Source organism: Kitasatospora sp. NPDC048545 (genome assembly GCF_040651155.1).
Classification (GTDB): domain Bacteria; phylum Actinomycetota; class Actinomycetes; order Streptomycetales; family Streptomycetaceae; genus Kitasatospora.
The window spans coordinates 1-17,345 of sequence record NZ_JBEZIQ010000068.1 but is presented as its reverse complement, the minus strand read 5'-3'; the positions used below and the strand labels follow the sequence as shown (position 1 = coordinate 17,345).

At 75.4% G+C, this 17,345-nt stretch carries 15 protein-coding genes; 8 read left to right on the top strand and 7 right to left on the bottom strand.

Annotated elements, in window-relative coordinates; genetic code table 11:
• The first annotated feature begins 133 nt into the window (after positions 1 to 133).
• Both AB0D10_RS39565 and AB0D10_RS39560 read left to right on the top strand, forming a co-directional pair.
• Entirely contained in the window at positions 134 to 628 is a 495-nt protein-coding gene (locus AB0D10_RS39565) for a DUF6325 family protein (RefSeq protein WP_360265721.1), read from the top strand.
• Between the two features lie 23 nt (positions 629 to 651).
• The gene (locus AB0D10_RS39560) at positions 652 to 939 is read left to right on the top strand and encodes an SHOCT domain-containing protein (RefSeq protein ID WP_360265719.1); all 288 of its coding nucleotides are present in this window, start codon (positions 652 to 654) and stop codon (positions 937 to 939) included.
• A 231-nt stretch (positions 940 to 1,170) separates the two neighbouring features.
• Here AB0D10_RS39560 and AB0D10_RS39555 read toward each other — a convergent pair whose 3' ends face one another.
• On the bottom strand, positions 1,171 to 1,674 hold the full coding sequence (locus tag AB0D10_RS39555; RefSeq protein ID WP_360265716.1) for a hypothetical protein: 504 nt from the start codon (positions 1,672 to 1,674) through the stop codon (positions 1,171 to 1,173).
• Positions 1,675 to 1,829: 155 nt separating this feature from the next.
• Positions 1,830 to 2,351 (bottom strand): hypothetical protein, encoded by a 522-nt coding sequence (locus AB0D10_RS39550; RefSeq protein ID WP_360265713.1) that lies wholly within the window; start codon positions 2,349 to 2,351, stop codon positions 1,830 to 1,832.
• A 554-nt stretch (positions 2,352 to 2,905) separates the two neighbouring features.
• On the opposite strand from AB0D10_RS39550, the gene AB0D10_RS39545 reads away from it, so the two are divergent.
• The 3 genes from AB0D10_RS39545 to AB0D10_RS39535 all read left to right on the top strand — a co-directional run bounded on the left by AB0D10_RS39545 (position 2,906) and on the right by AB0D10_RS39535 (position 7,186).
• Positions 2,906 to 3,148 (top strand): hypothetical protein, encoded by a 243-nt coding sequence (locus AB0D10_RS39545; protein WP_360265710.1) that lies wholly within the window; start codon positions 2,906 to 2,908, stop codon positions 3,146 to 3,148.
• A gap of 200 nt (positions 3,149 to 3,348) precedes the next feature.
• The gene (locus tag AB0D10_RS39540) at positions 3,349 to 4,239 is read left to right on the top strand and encodes a YhjD/YihY/BrkB family envelope integrity protein (protein ID WP_360265707.1); all 891 of its coding nucleotides are present in this window, start codon (positions 3,349 to 3,351) and stop codon (positions 4,237 to 4,239) included.
• 223 nt (positions 4,240 to 4,462) lie between these two features.
• Positions 4,463 to 7,186, top strand: a complete 2,724-nt coding sequence (locus tag AB0D10_RS39535) for a LuxR C-terminal-related transcriptional regulator (protein WP_360265705.1) — start codon at positions 4,463 to 4,465, stop codon at positions 7,184 to 7,186.
• 80 nt (positions 7,187 to 7,266) lie between these two features.
• Here the strand turns inward: AB0D10_RS39535 and AB0D10_RS39530 are convergent, their stop codons facing one another.
• The 3 genes from AB0D10_RS39530 to AB0D10_RS39520 form a co-directional block, all read right to left on the bottom strand.
• Positions 7,267 to 8,253: a hypothetical protein gene (locus tag AB0D10_RS39530; protein WP_360265702.1), complete on the bottom strand. Its 987-nt coding sequence runs from the start codon at positions 8,251 to 8,253 to the stop codon at positions 7,267 to 7,269.
• A 99-nt stretch (positions 8,254 to 8,352) separates the two neighbouring features.
• Positions 8,353 to 9,468, bottom strand: coding sequence for an inosamine-phosphate amidinotransferase 1 (locus AB0D10_RS39525; RefSeq protein WP_360265700.1), 1,116 nt, complete (start codon positions 9,466 to 9,468; stop codon positions 8,353 to 8,355).
• 449 nt (positions 9,469 to 9,917) lie between these two features.
• Positions 9,918 to 11,738, bottom strand: coding sequence for a hypothetical protein (locus AB0D10_RS39520; protein WP_360265698.1), 1,821 nt, complete (start codon positions 11,736 to 11,738; stop codon positions 9,918 to 9,920).
• Positions 11,739 to 11,981: 243 nt separating this feature from the next.
• On the opposite strand from AB0D10_RS39520, the gene AB0D10_RS39515 reads away from it, so the two are divergent.
• The 3 genes from AB0D10_RS39515 to AB0D10_RS39505 are packed head-to-tail and all read left to right on the top strand — an operon-like array spanning position 11,982 to position 14,751.
• On the top strand, positions 11,982 to 12,965 hold the full coding sequence (locus tag AB0D10_RS39515; protein WP_360265695.1) for a CoA ester lyase: 984 nt from the start codon (positions 11,982 to 11,984) through the stop codon (positions 12,963 to 12,965).
• 2 nt (positions 12,966 to 12,967) lie between these two features.
• On the top strand, positions 12,968 to 14,203 hold the full coding sequence (locus tag AB0D10_RS39510; RefSeq protein ID WP_360265692.1) for an aminotransferase class I/II-fold pyridoxal phosphate-dependent enzyme: 1,236 nt from the start codon (positions 12,968 to 12,970) through the stop codon (positions 14,201 to 14,203).
• A gap of 17 nt (positions 14,204 to 14,220) precedes the next feature.
• Positions 14,221 to 14,751 carry a MaoC family dehydratase gene (locus tag AB0D10_RS39505; RefSeq protein ID WP_360265689.1) on the top strand — a complete coding sequence of 177 codons (531 nt, stop codon included), beginning with the start codon at positions 14,221 to 14,223 and terminating at the stop codon, positions 14,749 to 14,751.
• Positions 14,752 to 14,797: 46 nt separating this feature from the next.
• Here AB0D10_RS39505 and AB0D10_RS39500 read toward each other — a convergent pair whose 3' ends face one another.
• A complete protein-coding gene (locus AB0D10_RS39500; protein WP_360265687.1) occupies positions 14,798 to 15,796 on the bottom strand; it encodes a zinc-binding dehydrogenase in 999 nt (332 codons plus the stop codon).
• Positions 15,793 to 17,121: a peptide ligase PGM1-related protein gene (locus AB0D10_RS39495; protein WP_360265684.1), complete on the bottom strand. Its 1,329-nt coding sequence runs from the start codon at positions 17,119 to 17,121 to the stop codon at positions 15,793 to 15,795. The genes AB0D10_RS39500 and AB0D10_RS39495 overlap by 4 nt, the downstream gene beginning before the upstream one ends.
• Between the last annotated feature and the right edge of the window lie 224 nt (positions 17,122 to 17,345).

Genomic DNA, 17,345 nt, shown 5'->3' with positions numbered 1-17,345 from the left:
CCTTCGGCGTCCGGCACCGGACCGTGCCCTCACCCCGGGCAGGTGATCCCCGGGCGGTCGGCGGGACCTAGCGTCGAAGCAGCGCCCGGGCCGGTCGGCCGGGCGACGGACTCCACGTGGAAGGAGCACCGCCATGGCCGAGGACGACCTCGTCGAGACCGGGCCCGTCGACTACCTGGTGGTCGAGTTCCCCGGCAACCGCATGACCGGGGAGGGGCTTCCCCTGCTGATCGACCTGGTGGACCGGGGCGTGATCCGCATCCTGGACTTCGCGTTCGTGCGCAAGGACGCCGACGGCACCGTCGTCGGGATGGAAATCGCCGACTTCGACGGTGACGGCCTGCTGGACCTGGCCGTCTTCGAGGGGGTCAGCTCGGGCCTGATCGGCGCCGACGACCTGGGCGAGGCCGCCGCGGTCCTCGAACCCGGGAACTCGGCCGGGGTGCTGATCTACGAGAACACCTGGGCCGCGCCGTTCGCCACGGCCCTGCGCCGGGGCGGTGCCCGGGTCGTCGCCAGTGGCCGGGTGCCGGTGGCGGACCTGCTGCGCTCCCTGGACGAACTGGACGACACCGCCGGGGCCGACGCGTCGGAGGGCTCCGCCTCCGGGGCGTCCGCCGCCGGGTGACCTCACCGAGAGGAGAACCAGTCATGCCTGGACTACTGCGCGGAGTGGCGCGCACCGCCGTCGTCGCCGGCACGGCGACCGCCGTGTCCAACCGGGTGTCCCGCCGTCAGGCGGGCCGCTGGGCCCAGCAGGACGTGGCGGCCGAACCCGCGCCGCCGCCCCCGCCGCCCGCACCGGCTCCCGCCGCTCCCGCACCCGCGAGCATGGACGACAAGATCTCGCAGTTGCAGCAGCTGGCGCAGCTCAGGGACCAGGGGGTGCTCACGAACGAGGAGTTCGCGGCGCAGAAGCAGCGGCTCCTCGCCGGCTGACCACCCCCGGCGTCGCCGGCTGAACGGCCGTCGACGCGTGGTGCCCCGTCCCGGTCCGGCCTGGGACGGGGCACCGTCGCGTCCGCGGCCCGCGACCGCTGCGGCCCCCGCCCACGGGCACGGCCCCGGGGAGAGCAGCAGGGACGGACCGGTGGGCACCGCGCACGGCACGGACCGGTCCGGTGCCGGGACACCCCGACACCGGACCGGTCCGTGCACCGGACGCCGTGCTCAGGCGCCCGGAGTGGACTGCGAACCCCCTTCCGCCCGCGGCGCGGCGGGCGCGGCCGGCGGGAGGGACGGCTCCGGCTGCCCGGGGCCGCCGTGGGCGGTCAGGGCGTAGATGCCGATCACGTCGATCGCGAGCAGGGTCACCGACCAGAGCGGGTACGAGGGAGCGAAGGCCATCTGCGCGAAGGCGTTCAGACCGAGCACGACGACGCCGGTCCACCGGGCCCACTGCGCGCGGGTCACCAGGACGCCGTAGGCCGCGGCGAGTTGGACGACGGCCAGGGCCAGGATCGCCCAGCCCCAGGCGCGCAGGTCGCCGAAGACGTAGTGGGCGTCGCCGATGAAGACGTGCGACCGCGCGATGGCGGCGATGCCGTCCAGGGCGTTGAGGGCGCCCAGCAGCACCAGCAGCACACCGGCGAAGGTGATCAGTCCGGAGCCCGGATGACCGGTTCCGCGGGCGCCGGCTGGCGGGTTCGCACCGTGCGGGGCGATGGCGGTCATGGTTGCCTCCAAGTGGGGGTACGGCCGTGCGCGCGCGACCGTGGCGTCGGCGGACCGGCTGGTCCACCGGCCGGGCGTCCGCGGCAGCGGCGAGGGGCCCGATGCCACCACTCAGTCAGATCCGCGCGGCGGCGGCACCACCCGGACCGGGTGATTCAGTGCCCGACGGCCACCTTGGCCGCCACGATGACCAGGCCCAGGACCAGGTTGACCGCGCCCTCGGCGGCGGCCTGGCGCGTCGTGGCTCCGGCCCGGCGGGCGCCCAGCGTCGCCCAGGTCACCTGCTGGGCCACGGCGACGCCGAGGGCGAGCCAGGCGTTCTCCCCGGCCCCGAGCCAGGGGCTGACCAGAACCGCCAGGGCGGGCAGTGCCGACGCCTCGACGAGCGGCCACTCGTGCCGGCCGACCTCGCGCACCTGGTGCCACTTGACCGTGCGGCCGACCTCGCGCTCTCCGGCCACCTCGGCGTAGACGTGGGCGATCCAGAAGACCAGCCCGGTGATCACCAGCAGCAGGATGAGCGACAGCCGGGGGTGCGGCTCCTGGAGGCTGGAGGCCGCGATCACGGACGCCGCCAGCATCGAGCCGTACACCGCGCCGGCGTAGTCCGTCCGGTTCGCGGCCCCCTCCGGGGCCCGTCCGGGCGGGGCCGGGGACTGACTACGGGACGTTGCCACGGTGCCTCCTCCCGTCCCCGCGCGGGGGGACGACCGATGAGCACGCTGCAGCCATCCTCGCCGCTCCCGGGGGCCCCGGCCTCACCCCCGGCAGGTGAGCGGTGGCGCGCCCTCCGGCCCGGCCCGCCGGCCCCGCACCGGAGGGCGCGCCGCCGTACCGGTCGGCACCGCCCGCTCACCCACGCCGGGTGACCCGCGGCCCGGCCGCCGTTCGTACCGTGAGCGCGAAGGCCGTCCCTTCGCCCACCGGGGAGCACACCGCGGGCCTTCCGCCGCTGGGTGCGGGACCGGGTCGCGGCCGCCGGCAGCGAGCGCGAACGCCTCCAGATCATGTACCGCATCGACGGCGACCCGTCCTGATGGGCGTCTCGTTCACCGTCGGCGCCTACCTCCAGGTCGTCCGCGGCTACAGCGCCACCGGGCGCCGGCCCGGACCGTGAACGCGCCCGCGGCCGGGAGTCACCCCGGCTGGGTGATCCCCCGCGGCGCCCTGACGCGCAGCCTGGTCGCACGGGGGTCAGCGGGGATCGGCGGGCATTCGAGGAAGGACGCTCATGCGTTACGAGTTCCGTATCGCCGGCGCGATGCCGGACGTGACCGTCCGCGAGGCTTTTCCCGAGCTGGAGAGCGTTCTCGTGCCCGACCAGACCCTCCTGTTCGGCCGCGTCACGGACGAGGCCCACCTCTACGGCCTGCTGAGCCGCTTCCAGGCGCTCGGGTTGCACGTCGTGGAGCTGCGTCAACTGCCCGAGCAGGACCCGGCCGACCGGCCTCGGAGCCGGACCCCGGGCGGCTGAACCCGCGCCGGGCCGCCGCGCCGAACGGCGGCCCGCCCGACGTGCCGCACCCCGCCACGTCGCCCCGTGCCGGACGGAATCCGGAGTGCCCGCACCGGCCCCCTTCGACGGACCCTCCACCGACGGCGGGCCCCGCCGACGCCCCCACGAACGAGCCGCATCGACGGCCCGGCCGCCGACACCGACGGAGGGAGAGCGCAGTGGCGGGACAGCCCGGCCGGCCCGGCCGCACCGCCTGGCTCCGCGCCCGGTCCGCCTGGCTGCGGGCACGCACGGACACCCTGCGCGACGCCCCCTTCCCGCGCCGGCTCGCGGCGCAGCTGATCCACATCCACGTCCTGGACACCGCCACCCGCCTCGCGGCGCAGGTGTTCCTGACCGCCATCCCGGTGCTGTTCGTGCTGGCCGCCTTCATGCCGGACGAGGTGCGCACCACCGTCTCCGACTCCGTACGGACCGCCCTGGGGTTCCAGGGCTCCTCGCTCGACGAGGTCAAGGGGGTCCTCCAACCCGAGGGCAACACCGCCACCACCGACACCTTCGGCGGCATCGGGATCCTGGTGACGCTGCTCTCCGCCACGAGTTGCAGCCGGATCCTGCAGCGGCTGTGCGAGCGGACCTGGCACCTGCCCCACCTGTCGGGACGGCTGGCGGCCTGGCGGTGGCTCACCTGGCTGCTGGTGTGGCTCGCCGCCCTGGTCATCCAGGGACAGGTGCGGTCCGGGTTCGGGGCGGGCGACATCCTCGGGGTCTTCCTCTACCTGATCACGGCCACGCTGCTCTGGTGGTGGACCCAGCACCTGCTGCTCGGCGGCCGGGTGCCCTGGCTCGCGCTGCTCCCCGGGGCCCTGCTGACCGGTGCCTCGCTGACGGCGCTCGCCTGGGGGTCGCGGCTCTACGTCCCGCGTTCGCTGAACCGCAGTGTGACCCAGTTCGGCCCGCTCGGCCTGGTCTTCACCCTGCTCAGCTGGCTCATCGTGGTGTTCACCGCCGTCACGCTCGGCATCGGGATCGGCTACGTGCTGGCGCACCAGGGCCGGCTGGTGCGGCTGCTGGGGACTCCGGAGCCGCCCCCGCAGGACGAGGGGTGAGGCCCGCCGGGGGCGGTCGCCGCAGGTGGCGTTCACCCGTGCGGGTGAGCCCGTGTACGGCCCGGGGACGGGCGCCGGAACCGGTCGGCCGCGGGCCACGGGGCCGTTCGGGACCGGCCGCCAGGGCCGGTCGCCCCCTTTGCCGAGCCGGGCCGGGTCGGAAAGGATGGGAACCGTCAGTGATCCGCGCTTCCCGTGCGCCGCCCACCCTGAGGTGAGCACCATGGCCCTCAGCCCAGCCGTCGGGACCCCGGCCCGTCCGGTGGACGGCACCCGCCGCGGCCCCGCCGTGACGAACCGGATACCCGGCGGCGCCCCGGTGCTCGCGGCCCGCTTCGCGGTGCCGGCGACCCCGGAGACCTTCGTCCGCCGGCATCGCCTGGTCGAGCGGCTCGGCGAGGGCCTGCGGACGTCCCTGCTGCTGGTGAGCGGTCCGGCGGGCGCCGGCAAGACCCTGCTGGTCGCGGACTGGGCCGCCACGGCCCGGCTGCCCGGGACCGCGGTCTGGCTCACGGTGGAGCGGGAGGACAACGCGCCGGGCGTGTTCTGGGCCTACGTCCTGGAAGCCGCCCGGCACCACGGCGTCGCCCTGCCCGACGACATCGGCAGTCCCGCCCGCGCCCACGAGGTCGACCACTCCCTGCTGGCCCGGCTGGCCGCCCAGCTGAGCCTCCGGGAGGAACCGGTGGTCCTGGTGCTCGACGAGTTCGAGCACGTGTCCTCCCCCGAGGTGGCCTCCGGGCTCCATTTCCTGCTCGGCCACGCGGGCCCCGGTCTTCGCCTGGTCCTGATCAGCCGCACGGAGCCGCTCCTGCCGATCCACCGGTACCGGGCCTCCGGCGCCGTCACCGAGGTCCGCGCCGCGGACCTGGCGTTCCGTCCGGACGAGGCCGCCGTGCTGCTGCGCCGGCACGGGCTCGGCCTCTCCGCCGAGAGCAGCCGGGCGCTGACCGAGCGCACCGGCGGCTGGGCCGCCGGCCTGCGACTGTCGGCCCTGGCGGCCCAGGGCGCGGCGGACCCCGAGGCCTTCCTGGCCGAGTTCGAGGCCGGCCGGAGCACGGTCGCGGACTTCCTGCTCGCCGAGGTCCTCGACACCCAGCCCGCCGAGACCCAGGACCTGCTTCTGCGGACGAGCGTCCTGGACCAGATCCACCCCGACCTCGCCGACACCCTGACCGGCCGCCGAGGCGGGGCGCGGATCCTCGCGGACCTCTCCCGCGCCAACGCCTTCGTCGAGCCCGTCGGGCACGACTGGTACCGCTGCCACCCGCTGTTCGCCGGGATCCTGCGGGTCCACCTGGCGGCACGGAACCCGGGGCTGGACCGGGACCTCCACCGCACGGCCGCCCGGTGGCTGGCCGGGGCGGGACGGCTGACGGAGGCACTGTCGCACGCCGCGGCAGGCGGTGACTGGGAGTTCGCCGCCGTCCGGCTCGTCGACCACCTGGCCATCGGCCTGCTGTTCGCCGGCCGCGACGCCGAGCGGCTCGACGACCTGTTCGCCGGCATGACCGCCGACGCCCGGGGGCCGGCCCCGGAGCTGGTCCGGGCGGCCCGCGACCTCGCCCGCCACGATGCGCAGAGCGGTCTCGACCACCTCCGGCGCGCCGAGCAGCTCCTCGCGGAGCGCGGCGCCGAGGACGAGCCGGCGGCCCGGCTCACCCTGGCCCAACTGCGGGTGCTGGCAGGCCGGCTGCTCGGCTCGGCCGACCTCGCCCGGGCCGCCGCCGAGCAGGCCGCGCAGTGGGAGGAGCGCGTCCCGCCGCAGCTGCTGGAGGAGCACCCGGAGCTGACGGCGCTCCGGCTGAACGACCTCGGCTCGGTGCTGCTCTGGGAGGGCGGCCTCGACGCCGCCGGTGCGGCCCTGGCGGCCGCGGTGCGGACGGCCGACGGGCCCACCACCGCCGGACCACGGCACGAGGCGCTCGCCCGGCTCGCCCTGGTCGACCTGCTCGACGGGAGGCCGGCGCGGTCCGAGGCCCGGCTGCGGAAGGCGGCGGCCGAGGCCGAGCGGGCCGGCCTGCCGCCGGCCTCCCGCACCGGGGTCGGCCCGCTGGTGCTGGCGGCCCTCGCCGTCGACCGCGACGACCTGCCCGCGGCGCGCTCGGCGGTCGACCGGGCGGCCGGGCCGGCCGTCGCCGGCCACGACCCGGCCGTCGCCGCCGGACTCGCGATCGTCCGGGCAAGGGTGCTGCTGGCCGACGGCCACCCCCGGGCCGCCCTGGACGCGCTCCCCCGGCCGGACGACGTCACCGCCGCCGCCGGGCCCCCGCCGCCCTGGGTGCGGGAGGCCGTGGCCGTGACCGCCTCGGCCGCGCACCTCGCCGACGGCGATCCGGCCGCGGCCCTGGAAGCCCTGGAGCGCGGCGGCGTCGACGGCCCGGAGTGCGCGGTCGCCGCCGCACAGGCGCACCTCGCCGCCGGGGACGGCCGGAGCGCCCTCCGGGCCCTGGACGCCGTCCCCGACCACGGCGGCCACGGACCCGCCGTCACCGTCCGGCTGCTGCTGGCCCGGTCGCAGGCGGCCGCCGCCCTCGGCGACGACGCCGGCGCCCAGCGCCTGATCGCCCGGGCCCTCACCGTCGCCCGGCCCGAGCAGCTGCTCCGGCCGTTCCGGGACGCCGGGCCGTGGCTGCGGCGGCTGCTGCGTACCCGGCCCGCGCTGGTGGCCTCCCACGGCTGGCTGCCCGCCGACCTGCTGCCCGGCTCCCCCGGCACGGCCGACGGGACCGCCGCCGCGCCGGAGCAGCCGGTCGAGCCGCTCAGCGACCGCGAACTCGACGTGCTGGAACGGGCCGCGCAGCTGCTGTCCACCGACGAGATCGCCGCCGAGCTGTTCCTCTCGGTGAACACGGTCAAGACGCACCTCAAGAGCATCAACCGCAAGCTCTCCGTGTCCGGGCGCAGCCGGGCCGTGCGACGGGCACGCGAACTGCACCTGATCTGAGCCCGCTCCGCCTCCCGGCCACGTGACGGCCGGGACCTCCCGGCCAGGCTGCCGCCCGGCCCGTCGCGCGGCGGCCGCCCTCAGCGCTCCCCGGTACGGCGGCCGGACCGCGCCGCCCGGGGCGGATCGCCCCGCCGGGAGCGGCGCCGGCGGGAGCGGACGTAGTGCCACCCGACGACCAGCCCGCTCAGGCCCAGCAGGACGAGGACCATCGCGAGCAGGGAGTTGTCGGCGACCCGCACCCCGGTGAGCAGTACGACCAGCACCGCGCCGGCCGTCGCCAGGAACGCCACCACGGTCCGCAGCACCACCAGGAGCAGGCCGGGCCGCAGCACGGACCGGTTCCAGTTCCGGGGCGGCGCCGCGGCCCCCGACGACCCGTACCGCACCAGGGCGCGGTCGGCGAGCTCGTTGGTGGCGCGGCGGTACATCTCCGCGCACGCGGGCACCCAGACGAACGGCACCACGGTCCCGATGAGCAGCAGCACCCCGATGCCGGCCCAGCCGAGCCATTTGCGGATCCGGCCCCGGGTGGGCTCCTCGGGGGTCACCAGACCGATCAGGTAGGCCTGACGGCGGACGACGGACCACCAGGAGCCCCTGCTCCCGGCGTCGGTGCCGGCCCGGGAGGCCTTCCGCAGGGCTTCCGCCGCGTCCTCCGGCGTCGGGTAGACGCCCTGCACCAGCAGGACCTCCACCGCCGCGTCGCCGCCGCAGGGGTCGTGGCCGGCCATGGCCGCCAGCTCCAGCACCATCCGCAGCTGGGCGAGCAGCGCGGCGACGAACGCGACCGGCAGCAGGAGGATGAAGGGGCCGCCGAGGAAGGAGCCGTCCACCACCGACCGGCGCACGCCCCGGGCGATGGCCTGCTCGGTGACCTCCGCCCGGTCGGCCCCCGCCCGTTCGGCTTCGCGCGCCTGCGCCGCCGCGTCGGCGGCGAGGGGGCCCAGGTACTCCACCGCGAAGACCGCCAGCCGCTCGGGCATGCGTGCGGGGTCCGCCCGGACCGTCCGCAACAGGTCCACCAGCCCGGGTTGCCGTTCGCGCCCGCTCGCCGTTCCGCCCATCAGCCGCAGAATAACCCCGCGGATCGGGGGCCGCCCCGGGGCGGGCTCACCCCGGCGGGGTGAGCCGGACGGGCCCCGGGACGCGCGCCGGCCGACGGGTCAGGACAGGTAGTCCTCCAGCCCGCCGTCGCGCCGGATGTCCAGGGTGACGCAGTGGAAGCCGCCGCCGAGCACCCGGGAGTGCCGCAGCCGGTGCGGCAGGACGGTGATCCCGGTGTGCTCCAGCAGCTTGATCAGGCTCTCCTGGCCCGACTCGACGATCGCCGTGTCCGGGGAGACCATCAGCAGGTTCATGCTGATCCAGCTCTCGCTGAGCGCGTGCTCGGGCGTGTCACCGGTGGGCTCGGCCGGCGGGCACCACAGGACGTCCCAGCCCCGCAGCGGCTCCGGGACGGTCTCCGGGCTGATCCGCTCCGGGTTGAGCAGCACCAGCCCGGGCCGCAGCAGCGCGATGGTGCTGTCGATGTGGGTGTAGCCGTAGATGTCGCGCAGCGGGTGCAGCCGCAGGCCGCCGTCGCCGAGCAGGCCGAGGGTCGACTCGAGCCACTGCAGGCCGAGTTCGTTCCCGCTGCGGGAGACCTGGTAGAACACGTCCCGGCCGAGCCGCAGCACGTTGGCGGCGTCGAACACCGGCTCCGCCTCGCCCAGCAGCGGGAGTCCGTCCGCGTCGAACTCGAAGAGCTCGTCCTTCAGCTGCGGCCGGGGCGCGGCCAGCCAGCGCGCGCCACGGCGCAGGTAGTCCTGGAAGAGTCCGCGCAGCCCGAAGACCTCGAAGTAGCGCTGCCGCATCGGGCTGGCGACCTCGATCACCGTCTCGCCGACCACCAGCGAGAGGTCGCGGGGGCAGTAGGAGTGGAAGCCGCCGTCGGCCTTCCAGAGCGGGGAGGAGAACTCGGCCGCGTGGTCGACCGTTTCGGGCTGGTGGACAGTGACGCCGAGGCCGCGCAGGGTGGCCGCCAGGGCGTCCAGGTCCTCCTCGGTCTCCTCGACGACCTGCTGCGAGTAGGGGCCCGCCTGGATCGAGGCGAGGTCGGCGGCGCTGGTCTTCGGGAAGCAGGACAGCCACGAGGACGGCTCGGTCTGCTCGGGCAGCCGGGCGCCGACCGCCGTGCCGACCACGACCTCCCGCAACGTGGTGAACTCGTCCCAGCTGTGGACCGGGCTGACCGGACGGACCGGGCCGGCCGAATCGGCCGGACTGACCGAATTGGACATGACTCCCCCTTGACACGGGTTTGGGAACACGCGGATACGGCGGCGAACGCGACGGCTTCGAACTTCGCGGCGTGACGGCGGGGCCGGGTGAGCGCCGGACGGCCGCGAGCCGCCCGCGGAGCGAGGTCCCCGGACATGCGGAACCCGCGGTGGAAATCGGTGTGGATTAAATCGCCGGCCCGCCTCCGGCCGACCACGGCGTACGGGAAATCAGCGGCCGGGCAGCCGAATTCGCCTTTCGACGGGCCCGGGATCGATCGTCAAGCTACCCGCCCGGCCGACGGCGGCGCAAGGACCGTGATCGGCACCGAATACGCCGCCGTGACCGGCCGCCGATTGATCCGCCGTTGTTCGACTCCCGCATTCCGGCGCTGATCAATACCCGGCCGACGGCCCGGCCGGGCCGCCCGCGGTGCGGCCCGGCCGCCGCACCGCGCGCCGCCCGGCGCTCACCACCGCCAGGCCCGGCGGATCCGGTTCCCGCCCGCCAGCGCCAGCAGCGCCCCGCCCGCCGCGGCGACCCCGGCCACCGCCAGGTTCTGCCGCTGCGCCCGGCGCCGGTCGGCGACGGCCGCCCGCACCGAGGCCGCCAGGAAGGCCCGCTCGACCCCGGCGGCGGCCAGCTCACCGGTCTCCACCCGCCGCCTGAGGTCCTCCAACCGGACGCCCCGGAACAGCAGTTCCGGATCCCGGTCGGCGGCCGCCCAGCCCCGCGCCGCCGCGGTGAGCCTGCGCTGCTCCCCCAGCGCGTCGCGGCCCTCCGCCAGCCACCCGCGCAGCCGGGGCCAGGCCTGCGGGAGCGCGTGGTGGGACAGCTCGACGGCGTCCCGGTCCACCACCACGAGCCGGGCCCGGACCAGCCGTTCCAGCACCTCCGGCACGCCGGGGTCGTCGAACTCGGCCCGCCGGACCGGCTTGCGGGTGCCCTCGTCGCTGCCGGGCACCAGCTCACCCCCGGACGCCAGGCCGTCGCCCAGCGCCGGCGCGCGGTCGGCGGTGTCCTCGTCGGCGTCGAGCAACTCCCCGCCGAGCCGCAGGAACACGGCCCGTGCCCGGGTCCGGTCGGCCGCCTCCAGCCCGTTGTACAGCGTTTCCGCCGTCCGGGCCAGCGCTCCCTCGAACCCGCCCGTGGCCTGGAACCCGGCCAGGGTGAGGGCGTTCCCGCTGCGCCGCCGCCAGGTCTCCAGCAGCGCCGCCGACAACAGCGGGAGCGCGCCCGGCTGTTGCGCGGCGGTCGAGATGAGGACGGCCAGCAGGGCGCCCTCGACGGTACAGCCGGCCCGCAACGCCGGTTCGGTGATCGCCCGCCGCAGTTCGTCCGGCGCCGGACGCCCCACCGACAGCACCCCGTGGCGACCGACCTCGGCCAGCCCCGGGTGCTCGGCGAACAGCGGCCCGCTCTGGTCCGAGCGGACCACCAGCACGACCCGGCACCGGGCCGGCGCCGCCACCGGCAGCCCGGCCAGGGCCTCGCCCGGGCCTCCCGCGGCCGTCGCCACCAGCGCGTCCAGGAAGCGCGCCCGCTCGGCGGCGTCCCGGCAGCGGGTGCGCAGCTGCTCGCCCTGGTCCACCACCAGCACCGGGTCCCCGGCCGCCGCCGCGGACGCACCGCGCGTCGTCTCCCCGGCTCGCTGCCCGAGCCGGGCGAGCGCGAGCGCGTACGCCTCCATCGGTCGTTCTCCCGGTGTCAGCAGCGCCACCGGGACGTCGGCACCGGCCGGGGCCCGTCCCGCTCCGCCGCCGCCCGCCCTGCCGGCCGACGCACCGACCACCGGGGTCATCCCGAGCCTGGCCAGTAGACCGGCTCTGACCAGGGAGGACTTGCCCGCCCCCGACGGCCCGGTGACAATCACCAGCCGGCGTTCGGCCAGCAGGGCGACCAGCCGCTCCAGCAGCGCCTCCCGGCCGAAGAACCGCTCGGCGTCGACCGCCTCGAACGCCGCCGCGCCCGGGTAGGGCGCGCGCCCGGCGTCCTCGGCGCGCCGCCGGGCGGCGGCGTCGGCGGCCAGTTCGGCGGCCAGCAGCTGCCAGCGGTGCCGCCACTCCCGCACGTCCCCGCCGCAGGCCTGGACGTAGGCGAGGGTGACGGCGAGGCTGGGCAGCCGTCGGCCGCCCGCCGCCACCGACAGGCTGGCGGCCGAACAGTGTGCCCGGAGGGCGAGTTGACGGTACGGCGGGCTTCCGGCGCGCTCCCGCAGGGCCCGTAGATCGCCCGCGAACCGCAGCAGTGACCCGTCCCCAGGGTCCAGCGGACTTTCCCGACGCGGCACGACGGCCCCCTTCTTCGTTGAAGTGGTGTCCCGACACCCATGAGTGCCGACGAGCCACGCGCGGCGCGCGTGGCTCGTGTTCATCCCCCGGTGATTCATCATGCACAGCACAGTTGGCGTCAAACAATGGTGCGTACGGGTCGGTTGTTCCGAGTTGATGTTCAATGTCCAGCCGCACGGCGCCGAACAAAGCCGGTGGGATAGAACCGGGGCCCGCAGCCTTCGCTGACTTCGGAGATGTCCATGAAGTTCACGCGGTACTGCCGTTCCCTCCTGTCCACACCCGCGATGGCGGTGGAGCGGTACACCAAGAGCCACCAGTCCGGGGCCGACATCGCGATGGTCGATCTGGAGGATTCGGTCCCACCCGCCCGGAAGGAGGAGGCCCGTCGACTGGCCGAGGAGTTCTTCACGCTCCCGTCCACCAAGCTCGCGCGCAGCGCGGTGCGCATCAACACGCTGTCCGGGCCGGACGGCCTGCGCGACCTGATCGCCATCACCCGGTACCGCGTCAAGCCGGACCTCGTGCTGATCCCGATGACGGAGTCCCCCCGGGACGTCGAGATCGCCGCCGGCGCGCTCGGTCCGGACTGCCCGGAGACGGAGTTCCTGGCCGTCGTGGAGACCCCACTGGGCGTGGAGCACGCGCCCGCCATCGCGGCCGCCGGACACCGGCTGCGCGGGCTGGTCTTCGGCTCGGCCGACTACGCCTTCGCGGTGGGCGCCCGGCTCTCCTGGGAGGCCCTGTCCCACGCACGCGCCCGGGTGGTCAACAGCGCCCGCGCCGCGGGGGTGGAGGCGATGGACGCCCCGTTCTTCGAGGTCGCCGACCTGGCCGGGCTGCGCCGGGAGGCCGGGCTCGCCCGGGACTTCGGGTTCAGCGGCAAGATCGCCGTCCACCCGCGCCAACTCGCGCTGATCAACGAGACCTTCAGCCCGGACGAGGAACTGCTGGCGCGCGCCCGCCGGGTGGTCGCGGCGGGTCTGGAGAACGGCCGCTCGGTCACCGTGGTGGACGGGGTGATGGTCGGCATGCCGTTCTTCGAGGCCTCCCAGCGCCTGATCGAGCAGTTCGACCCGCCCCGCCCCGACGGCCCGCCCCGCCCCGACGGCCCGCCCCGCCCCGAGGACCCGTCCCGCCCCGACGGCCCGCCCCGGCCGGACGGCCGGCACCACTCCCCGGGCCACCTGCCCACCGACACCCCGAACCACGCGACGGAGAAGTGACGATGACCGAAGAATCGATCCTCGGCCCGCGCCGGTACCGCAACGCCGAGGCCATGCTGGCCACCGCGGACCCGGTCTGGCAGGCGGCCGCCGCCAACGGCCTGATCGGCATCACCGTGGACTCGGAGTCCAACAACCGGCTGATCGTCCGCGAGAGCGGCCACGAGTTCGCCAACATGGTTTCCTGCGCGTACCTGGGCCTGAACAACCACCCCTCGGTCGCGGCCGCCGCGGTGGACGCACTGACCGAGTCCCGCAGCACCTGGCTGGTCACCTCCACCACCCGGATCCGGCACAACCTGCTGGTGCGCCTGGAGGAGGAACTGGGCGAGCTGTTCGGCGCGCACATCCTCCCGGGGGCGTCCTGCACCTCGCTCACCGCCGGCATCCTGCCGCTGATCGCCTCCGGCCACCTGGACGGCACCTGCCGGGGCGGCGGCGGGCCCCGGGTGATGGTCTTCGACCGCTTCTGTCACTTCTGCATGGCGTACGTGAAACCGATCTGCGCCGACGAGTCGATGGTGCTGACCTGCCCGCACAACGACCTGAACTACCTGGAGGACATCTGCCGCAAGTATCCGCGGGTCGCCTACGTGGCGGACGGCGCGTACTCGATGGGCGGCGCGGCGGCGCTCGACGGGCTGCTCGAACTCCAGGACCGCTACGGGCTGTTCCTCTACATCGACGACTCCCACTCGCTGTCCATCATGGGCGAACGCGGCGAGGGCTTCGTCCGCTCCCGCCTGGAGATGAACCCGCTGACGGTGATCGTCGCGAGCCTCGGCAAGGGCTTCGGCACCGGCGGCGGCGTCGCGATGCTCGGCAACCGGGAGCAGTTCGAGTTCCTGCACCGGCACGCCGGCCCGGTCGGCTGGTCGCAGAACGTCGCCCTGCCGCTGGTCGGCGCCTCGCTGGGCAGCGCCGCCATCCACCGCTCCCCGGAACTGGGAGACCTCCAGGCGAAGTTGAACCGCAACATCGACCTCTTCGACGAACTGCTGCCGACCACCTTCGCGGGCAACGGCCTGCCGGTGCGCCGGGTCGACGTCGGCGACGCCGAACAGGCGGTCAAGCTGTCCGCCCAGCTCTTCGAGCGCGGCTTCTACAGCTCGGCGGTGTTCTTCCCGATCGTCCCCAAGGGCGAGGCCGGGCTCCGGCTGATGATGCGCGCCGACATGGACGAGCGGCTGATCCGCGAGTTCGCCGGTCACGTCAAGGAACTCACCGCCGACCTCTAGCCCCGGGAGCAGCCACCATGGAAGGAACCGAACCCGCCGGCTACCGACGGATCGGCGAGCGCCGCTACCGCGAGGTGGTCGGACGCTACTACGAGGAGTTCGAGGTCGGCGAGGTGGTCGAGCACCGCCCCGGGCGGACCGTCACCGAACTCGACAACGTGCTGATGAGCATGCTGAGCATGAACGACGCCCCGCTGCACATCGACGCCGCCTACAGCCGGCACACCCCCTGGGGACGGCCGATCGTCTCCAGCCTGGTCACGCTCAGCATCGTCGGCGGGATGACCGCCCGCTCGACGAGCGGGCGCACCATCGCCAACCTGGGCTGGGAGAACATCCGGATGACCCACCCGGTGTTCACCGGCGACACCCTCTACGCGGAGACCGAGACCCTCGCCACCCGGCTGTCCAAGAGCCGCGCCGGGCAGGGCATCGTGAGCTGCCGCACTACCGGGACGAAGTCCACCGGCGAGGTCGTGGTGGTGTTCGAACGCAGCTTCCTCGTGCCGCTGCGCGGCCACGGCCTGGACGAGGTCGCCGGGTACTGACCAGCGCCGGGCCCGACACCGCGCGGTGTCGGGCCCGGCGGGCGGCTCAGTCCTCGCGGCCGACGTCCACCAGCACCTTCCCCATCGTCTCCCGGGCGGCCAGCACCCGGTGCGCCCCGGCCACCCCGGACAGCGGTACGGTCCGGTCGATGCGCGCCACCAGCCGCCGCCCGGCCGCGAGTTCGAAGAGCCGGGCGGCGGTGGCCGCGAACAGCGCCCGGTCCGCCAGGACGTGCTGCAGCCAGAAGCCCAGCAGTCCCGCCGAGCGGTCGGCCAGCTCGTCCACCGAGAAGCTCTCCTCCGGCCCGCCCCGGGCCCCGACCGACAACAGCCGCCCGAACGGCGCCAGTCCGGCCAGCCCCGCGCGCAGCACCGGACCGCCGACCAGGTCGACGAACAGGTCCACCCCGCCCGACTCCCCGAGCCGGTCCGCCAGGCCGGGATCCGCCGGGTCGAGGACCCGGTCCGCCCCGAGCGAGCGCGCGAACTCCCGCTTCGCCGGGGTGGAGGCCAGGGCGAGCACCCGGGCCGCGCCCAGCTCCCGTGCCAGCTGCACCGCCAGGTGGCCGACCCCGCCGGCGGCGGCGGTCACCGCGACGGTCTCGCCCGGCCGCAGCCGCCCCGCCAGGGTCAGTGCGCCGTAGGCCGTCGCCCCCTGCTCCAGCAGCGCGAGCGCCTGCGCGTCCGCCACACCGTCCGGCACCTCCACGGTGTGCGCCGCCTCGGCGACCGCCACCCGGGCGTACCCGCCGCCGGCGCGCAGCAGCGCCACGACCCTCCGTCCGTCCCCGCGCCGCCGCCCGACCACGTCGGCGCCGAGCACCGCGGGCAGCGGGTAGCGCGCGTACTCGCCGGTGCGGCAGTGCAGGTCCGCGTAGTTGAGGCCGGCCAGCGTGACGTCGATCAGCACCTGCCCCGGGCCGGCCACCGGCTCGGGCACCGTCTCGGTGCGGAACTCCTCCGGCCCGCCGTAGTGGTGGATCACCGCGGCGCGCATCCCGCGCACGGCCGCGCCGGACGTCATCCGGCCCGCGTCGGACGTCATCCGGCGAAGAGCGCGAGCAGGGCTGCCTCCAGGGCGCGGGCGGCCTCCGGAGTCTCGGCGACCGTGCAGTACATCACCGAGCCGTCGGCCGGCGCGAAGTCGCAGCTGTACAGCACGCCGGTGCCGGTCTCCGGGTCGAAGGCGAGCCCGGCCTCGCCGATCGCCGCCACGGCCCGCGCGAAGGACGGCACCTTGAGGCCGGCCAGCTCCAGGATGTAGCGCGAGTCGCGGTGCTCCGCGCGCAGCAGCCGGCCGAAGTAGGCGTCGTGCAGGTGGCTGGAGCCGGTGAGCCGGCCGTTGGTCTCGTGGAACCGGATCTCGCCCTTCGGGGTCAGGACGGCGTCCGCGCTGACCGTCCCCCGGTAACCGATCACCCGCAGCGCCTCGCACAGCTTGGCGCCCTGGGCGACCATCTCGGCCACGGCCTCGGCGTCCGGGGTGACCGGCGGGGTGATCTCCCCGACCACCACCGGCTGCATCACCATCTCGCCGCAGCCGGCCAGGACCACGGCCGTGTCGTCGATGACGAACTGTGCGTACAGCGCCACGGAGTCGGTGAAGTACCGCTCCACCACCACCCGTTGGCCGCGCCCACCGGTCAGCCAGGCCCACCGCCCGGCCACGTAGGCGGCCACCGCCGCCCGGTCCGGCAGCGGCACGACCCGCTCGGCACCGGCCGCCGTGTCCACCCGCTCGTCCCGGGTGAGGACCTCGTTGCCGAACCCGCCCGCCTGGAACTCGACCTTCACCATCACGCTGTGCCCCTGCGCCAGCAGGTCCTCGACGGCGGCCTCGACCTCCGCGGGGGAGCCCGCCACCCGCCCGGGCGGGATCGGCACCCCGGTGCCGGCAGCCACCGCCCGGAACCCGGCCTTGCTGTTGACCAGGGCGTTGCCGCCCTGCGCGGCGAAGGGCTGGCCGGGCATGGCGTGCGCGACGCCGAGCGCGTCGGCCAGTTCGGCGACCGCGCCGTTCGGTGAGATCGCCAGCACCTCCTCGACCGTCCGGCCCTCCAGGACGCGGCGCAGCTCCGCCCGGAATCCCGGGTCGGCCAGCCGGTCGGTGGTGAGCATCTGGTCGCCCTCGGCGCCCGCCGGCGGTATCACGAAGGTCAGGCTGTCGGCCCGCACACCGGTCAGCCCGGTGACGTACGCCAGGTACTCCGGGTCCGGGCCCCAGGGCAGCACCAGGACGTCACCGTCCTCGGCCCACCAGAGCATCCGCTGCGCCCCGCAGCCGGCGAACCGCTGCTCCAGCGGCGTCATCCCGGTGAGGTCCCCGACCATCTCCTCGGTGCGGTTGTTCGCGATGCAGAGCGTCGTCATCTGGTGGACTCTCCCGGCGTTCGGCGCTGTTGCGGCCCTGGTCCCAGCACGGCACGGCTGTGACGTGCGCTACCGGTGTAGCGCACCGGGGTTGTTCTGGTTCGGTCCTCGGTCATTGAACAAAACACCGAACAACCGGGCCGTACAGCGGTGCGGGACGCTGCGGCGGCGTGCACCGCGGCGACGGAGGTGCCGCCGGGCACGCCGGGCCCCCGGGGGGCCGC

Coding starts and splice junctions, on each gene's coding strand:
- AB0D10_RS39565 (WP_360265721.1), top strand. CDS start 134: ATGGCCGAGGACGACCTCGTCGAGACCGGGCCCGTCGACTACCTGGTG.
- AB0D10_RS39560 (WP_360265719.1), top strand. CDS start 652: ATGCCTGGACTACTGCGCGGAGTGGCGCGCACCGCCGTCGTCGCCGGC.
- AB0D10_RS39555 (WP_360265716.1), bottom strand. CDS start 1,674: ATGACCGCCATCGCCCCGCACGGTGCGAACCCGCCAGCCGGCGCCCGC.
- AB0D10_RS39545 (WP_360265710.1), top strand. CDS start 2,906: ATGCGTTACGAGTTCCGTATCGCCGGCGCGATGCCGGACGTGACCGTC.
- AB0D10_RS39535 (WP_360265705.1), top strand. CDS start 4,463: ATGGCCCTCAGCCCAGCCGTCGGGACCCCGGCCCGTCCGGTGGACGGC.
- AB0D10_RS39530 (WP_360265702.1), bottom strand. CDS start 8,253: ATGGGCGGAACGGCGAGCGGGCGCGAACGGCAACCCGGGCTGGTGGAC.
- AB0D10_RS39525 (WP_360265700.1), bottom strand. CDS start 9,468: ATGTCCAATTCGGTCAGTCCGGCCGATTCGGCCGGCCCGGTCCGTCCG.
- AB0D10_RS39515 (WP_360265695.1), top strand. CDS start 11,982: ATGAAGTTCACGCGGTACTGCCGTTCCCTCCTGTCCACACCCGCGATG.
- AB0D10_RS39510 (WP_360265692.1), top strand. CDS start 12,968: ATGACCGAAGAATCGATCCTCGGCCCGCGCCGGTACCGCAACGCCGAG.
- AB0D10_RS39505 (WP_360265689.1), top strand. CDS start 14,221: ATGGAAGGAACCGAACCCGCCGGCTACCGACGGATCGGCGAGCGCCGC.
- AB0D10_RS39500 (WP_360265687.1), bottom strand. CDS start 15,796: ATGACGTCCGACGCGGGCCGGATGACGTCCGGCGCGGCCGTGCGCGGG.
- AB0D10_RS39495 (WP_360265684.1), bottom strand. CDS start 17,121: ATGACGACGCTCTGCATCGCGAACAACCGCACCGAGGAGATGGTCGGG.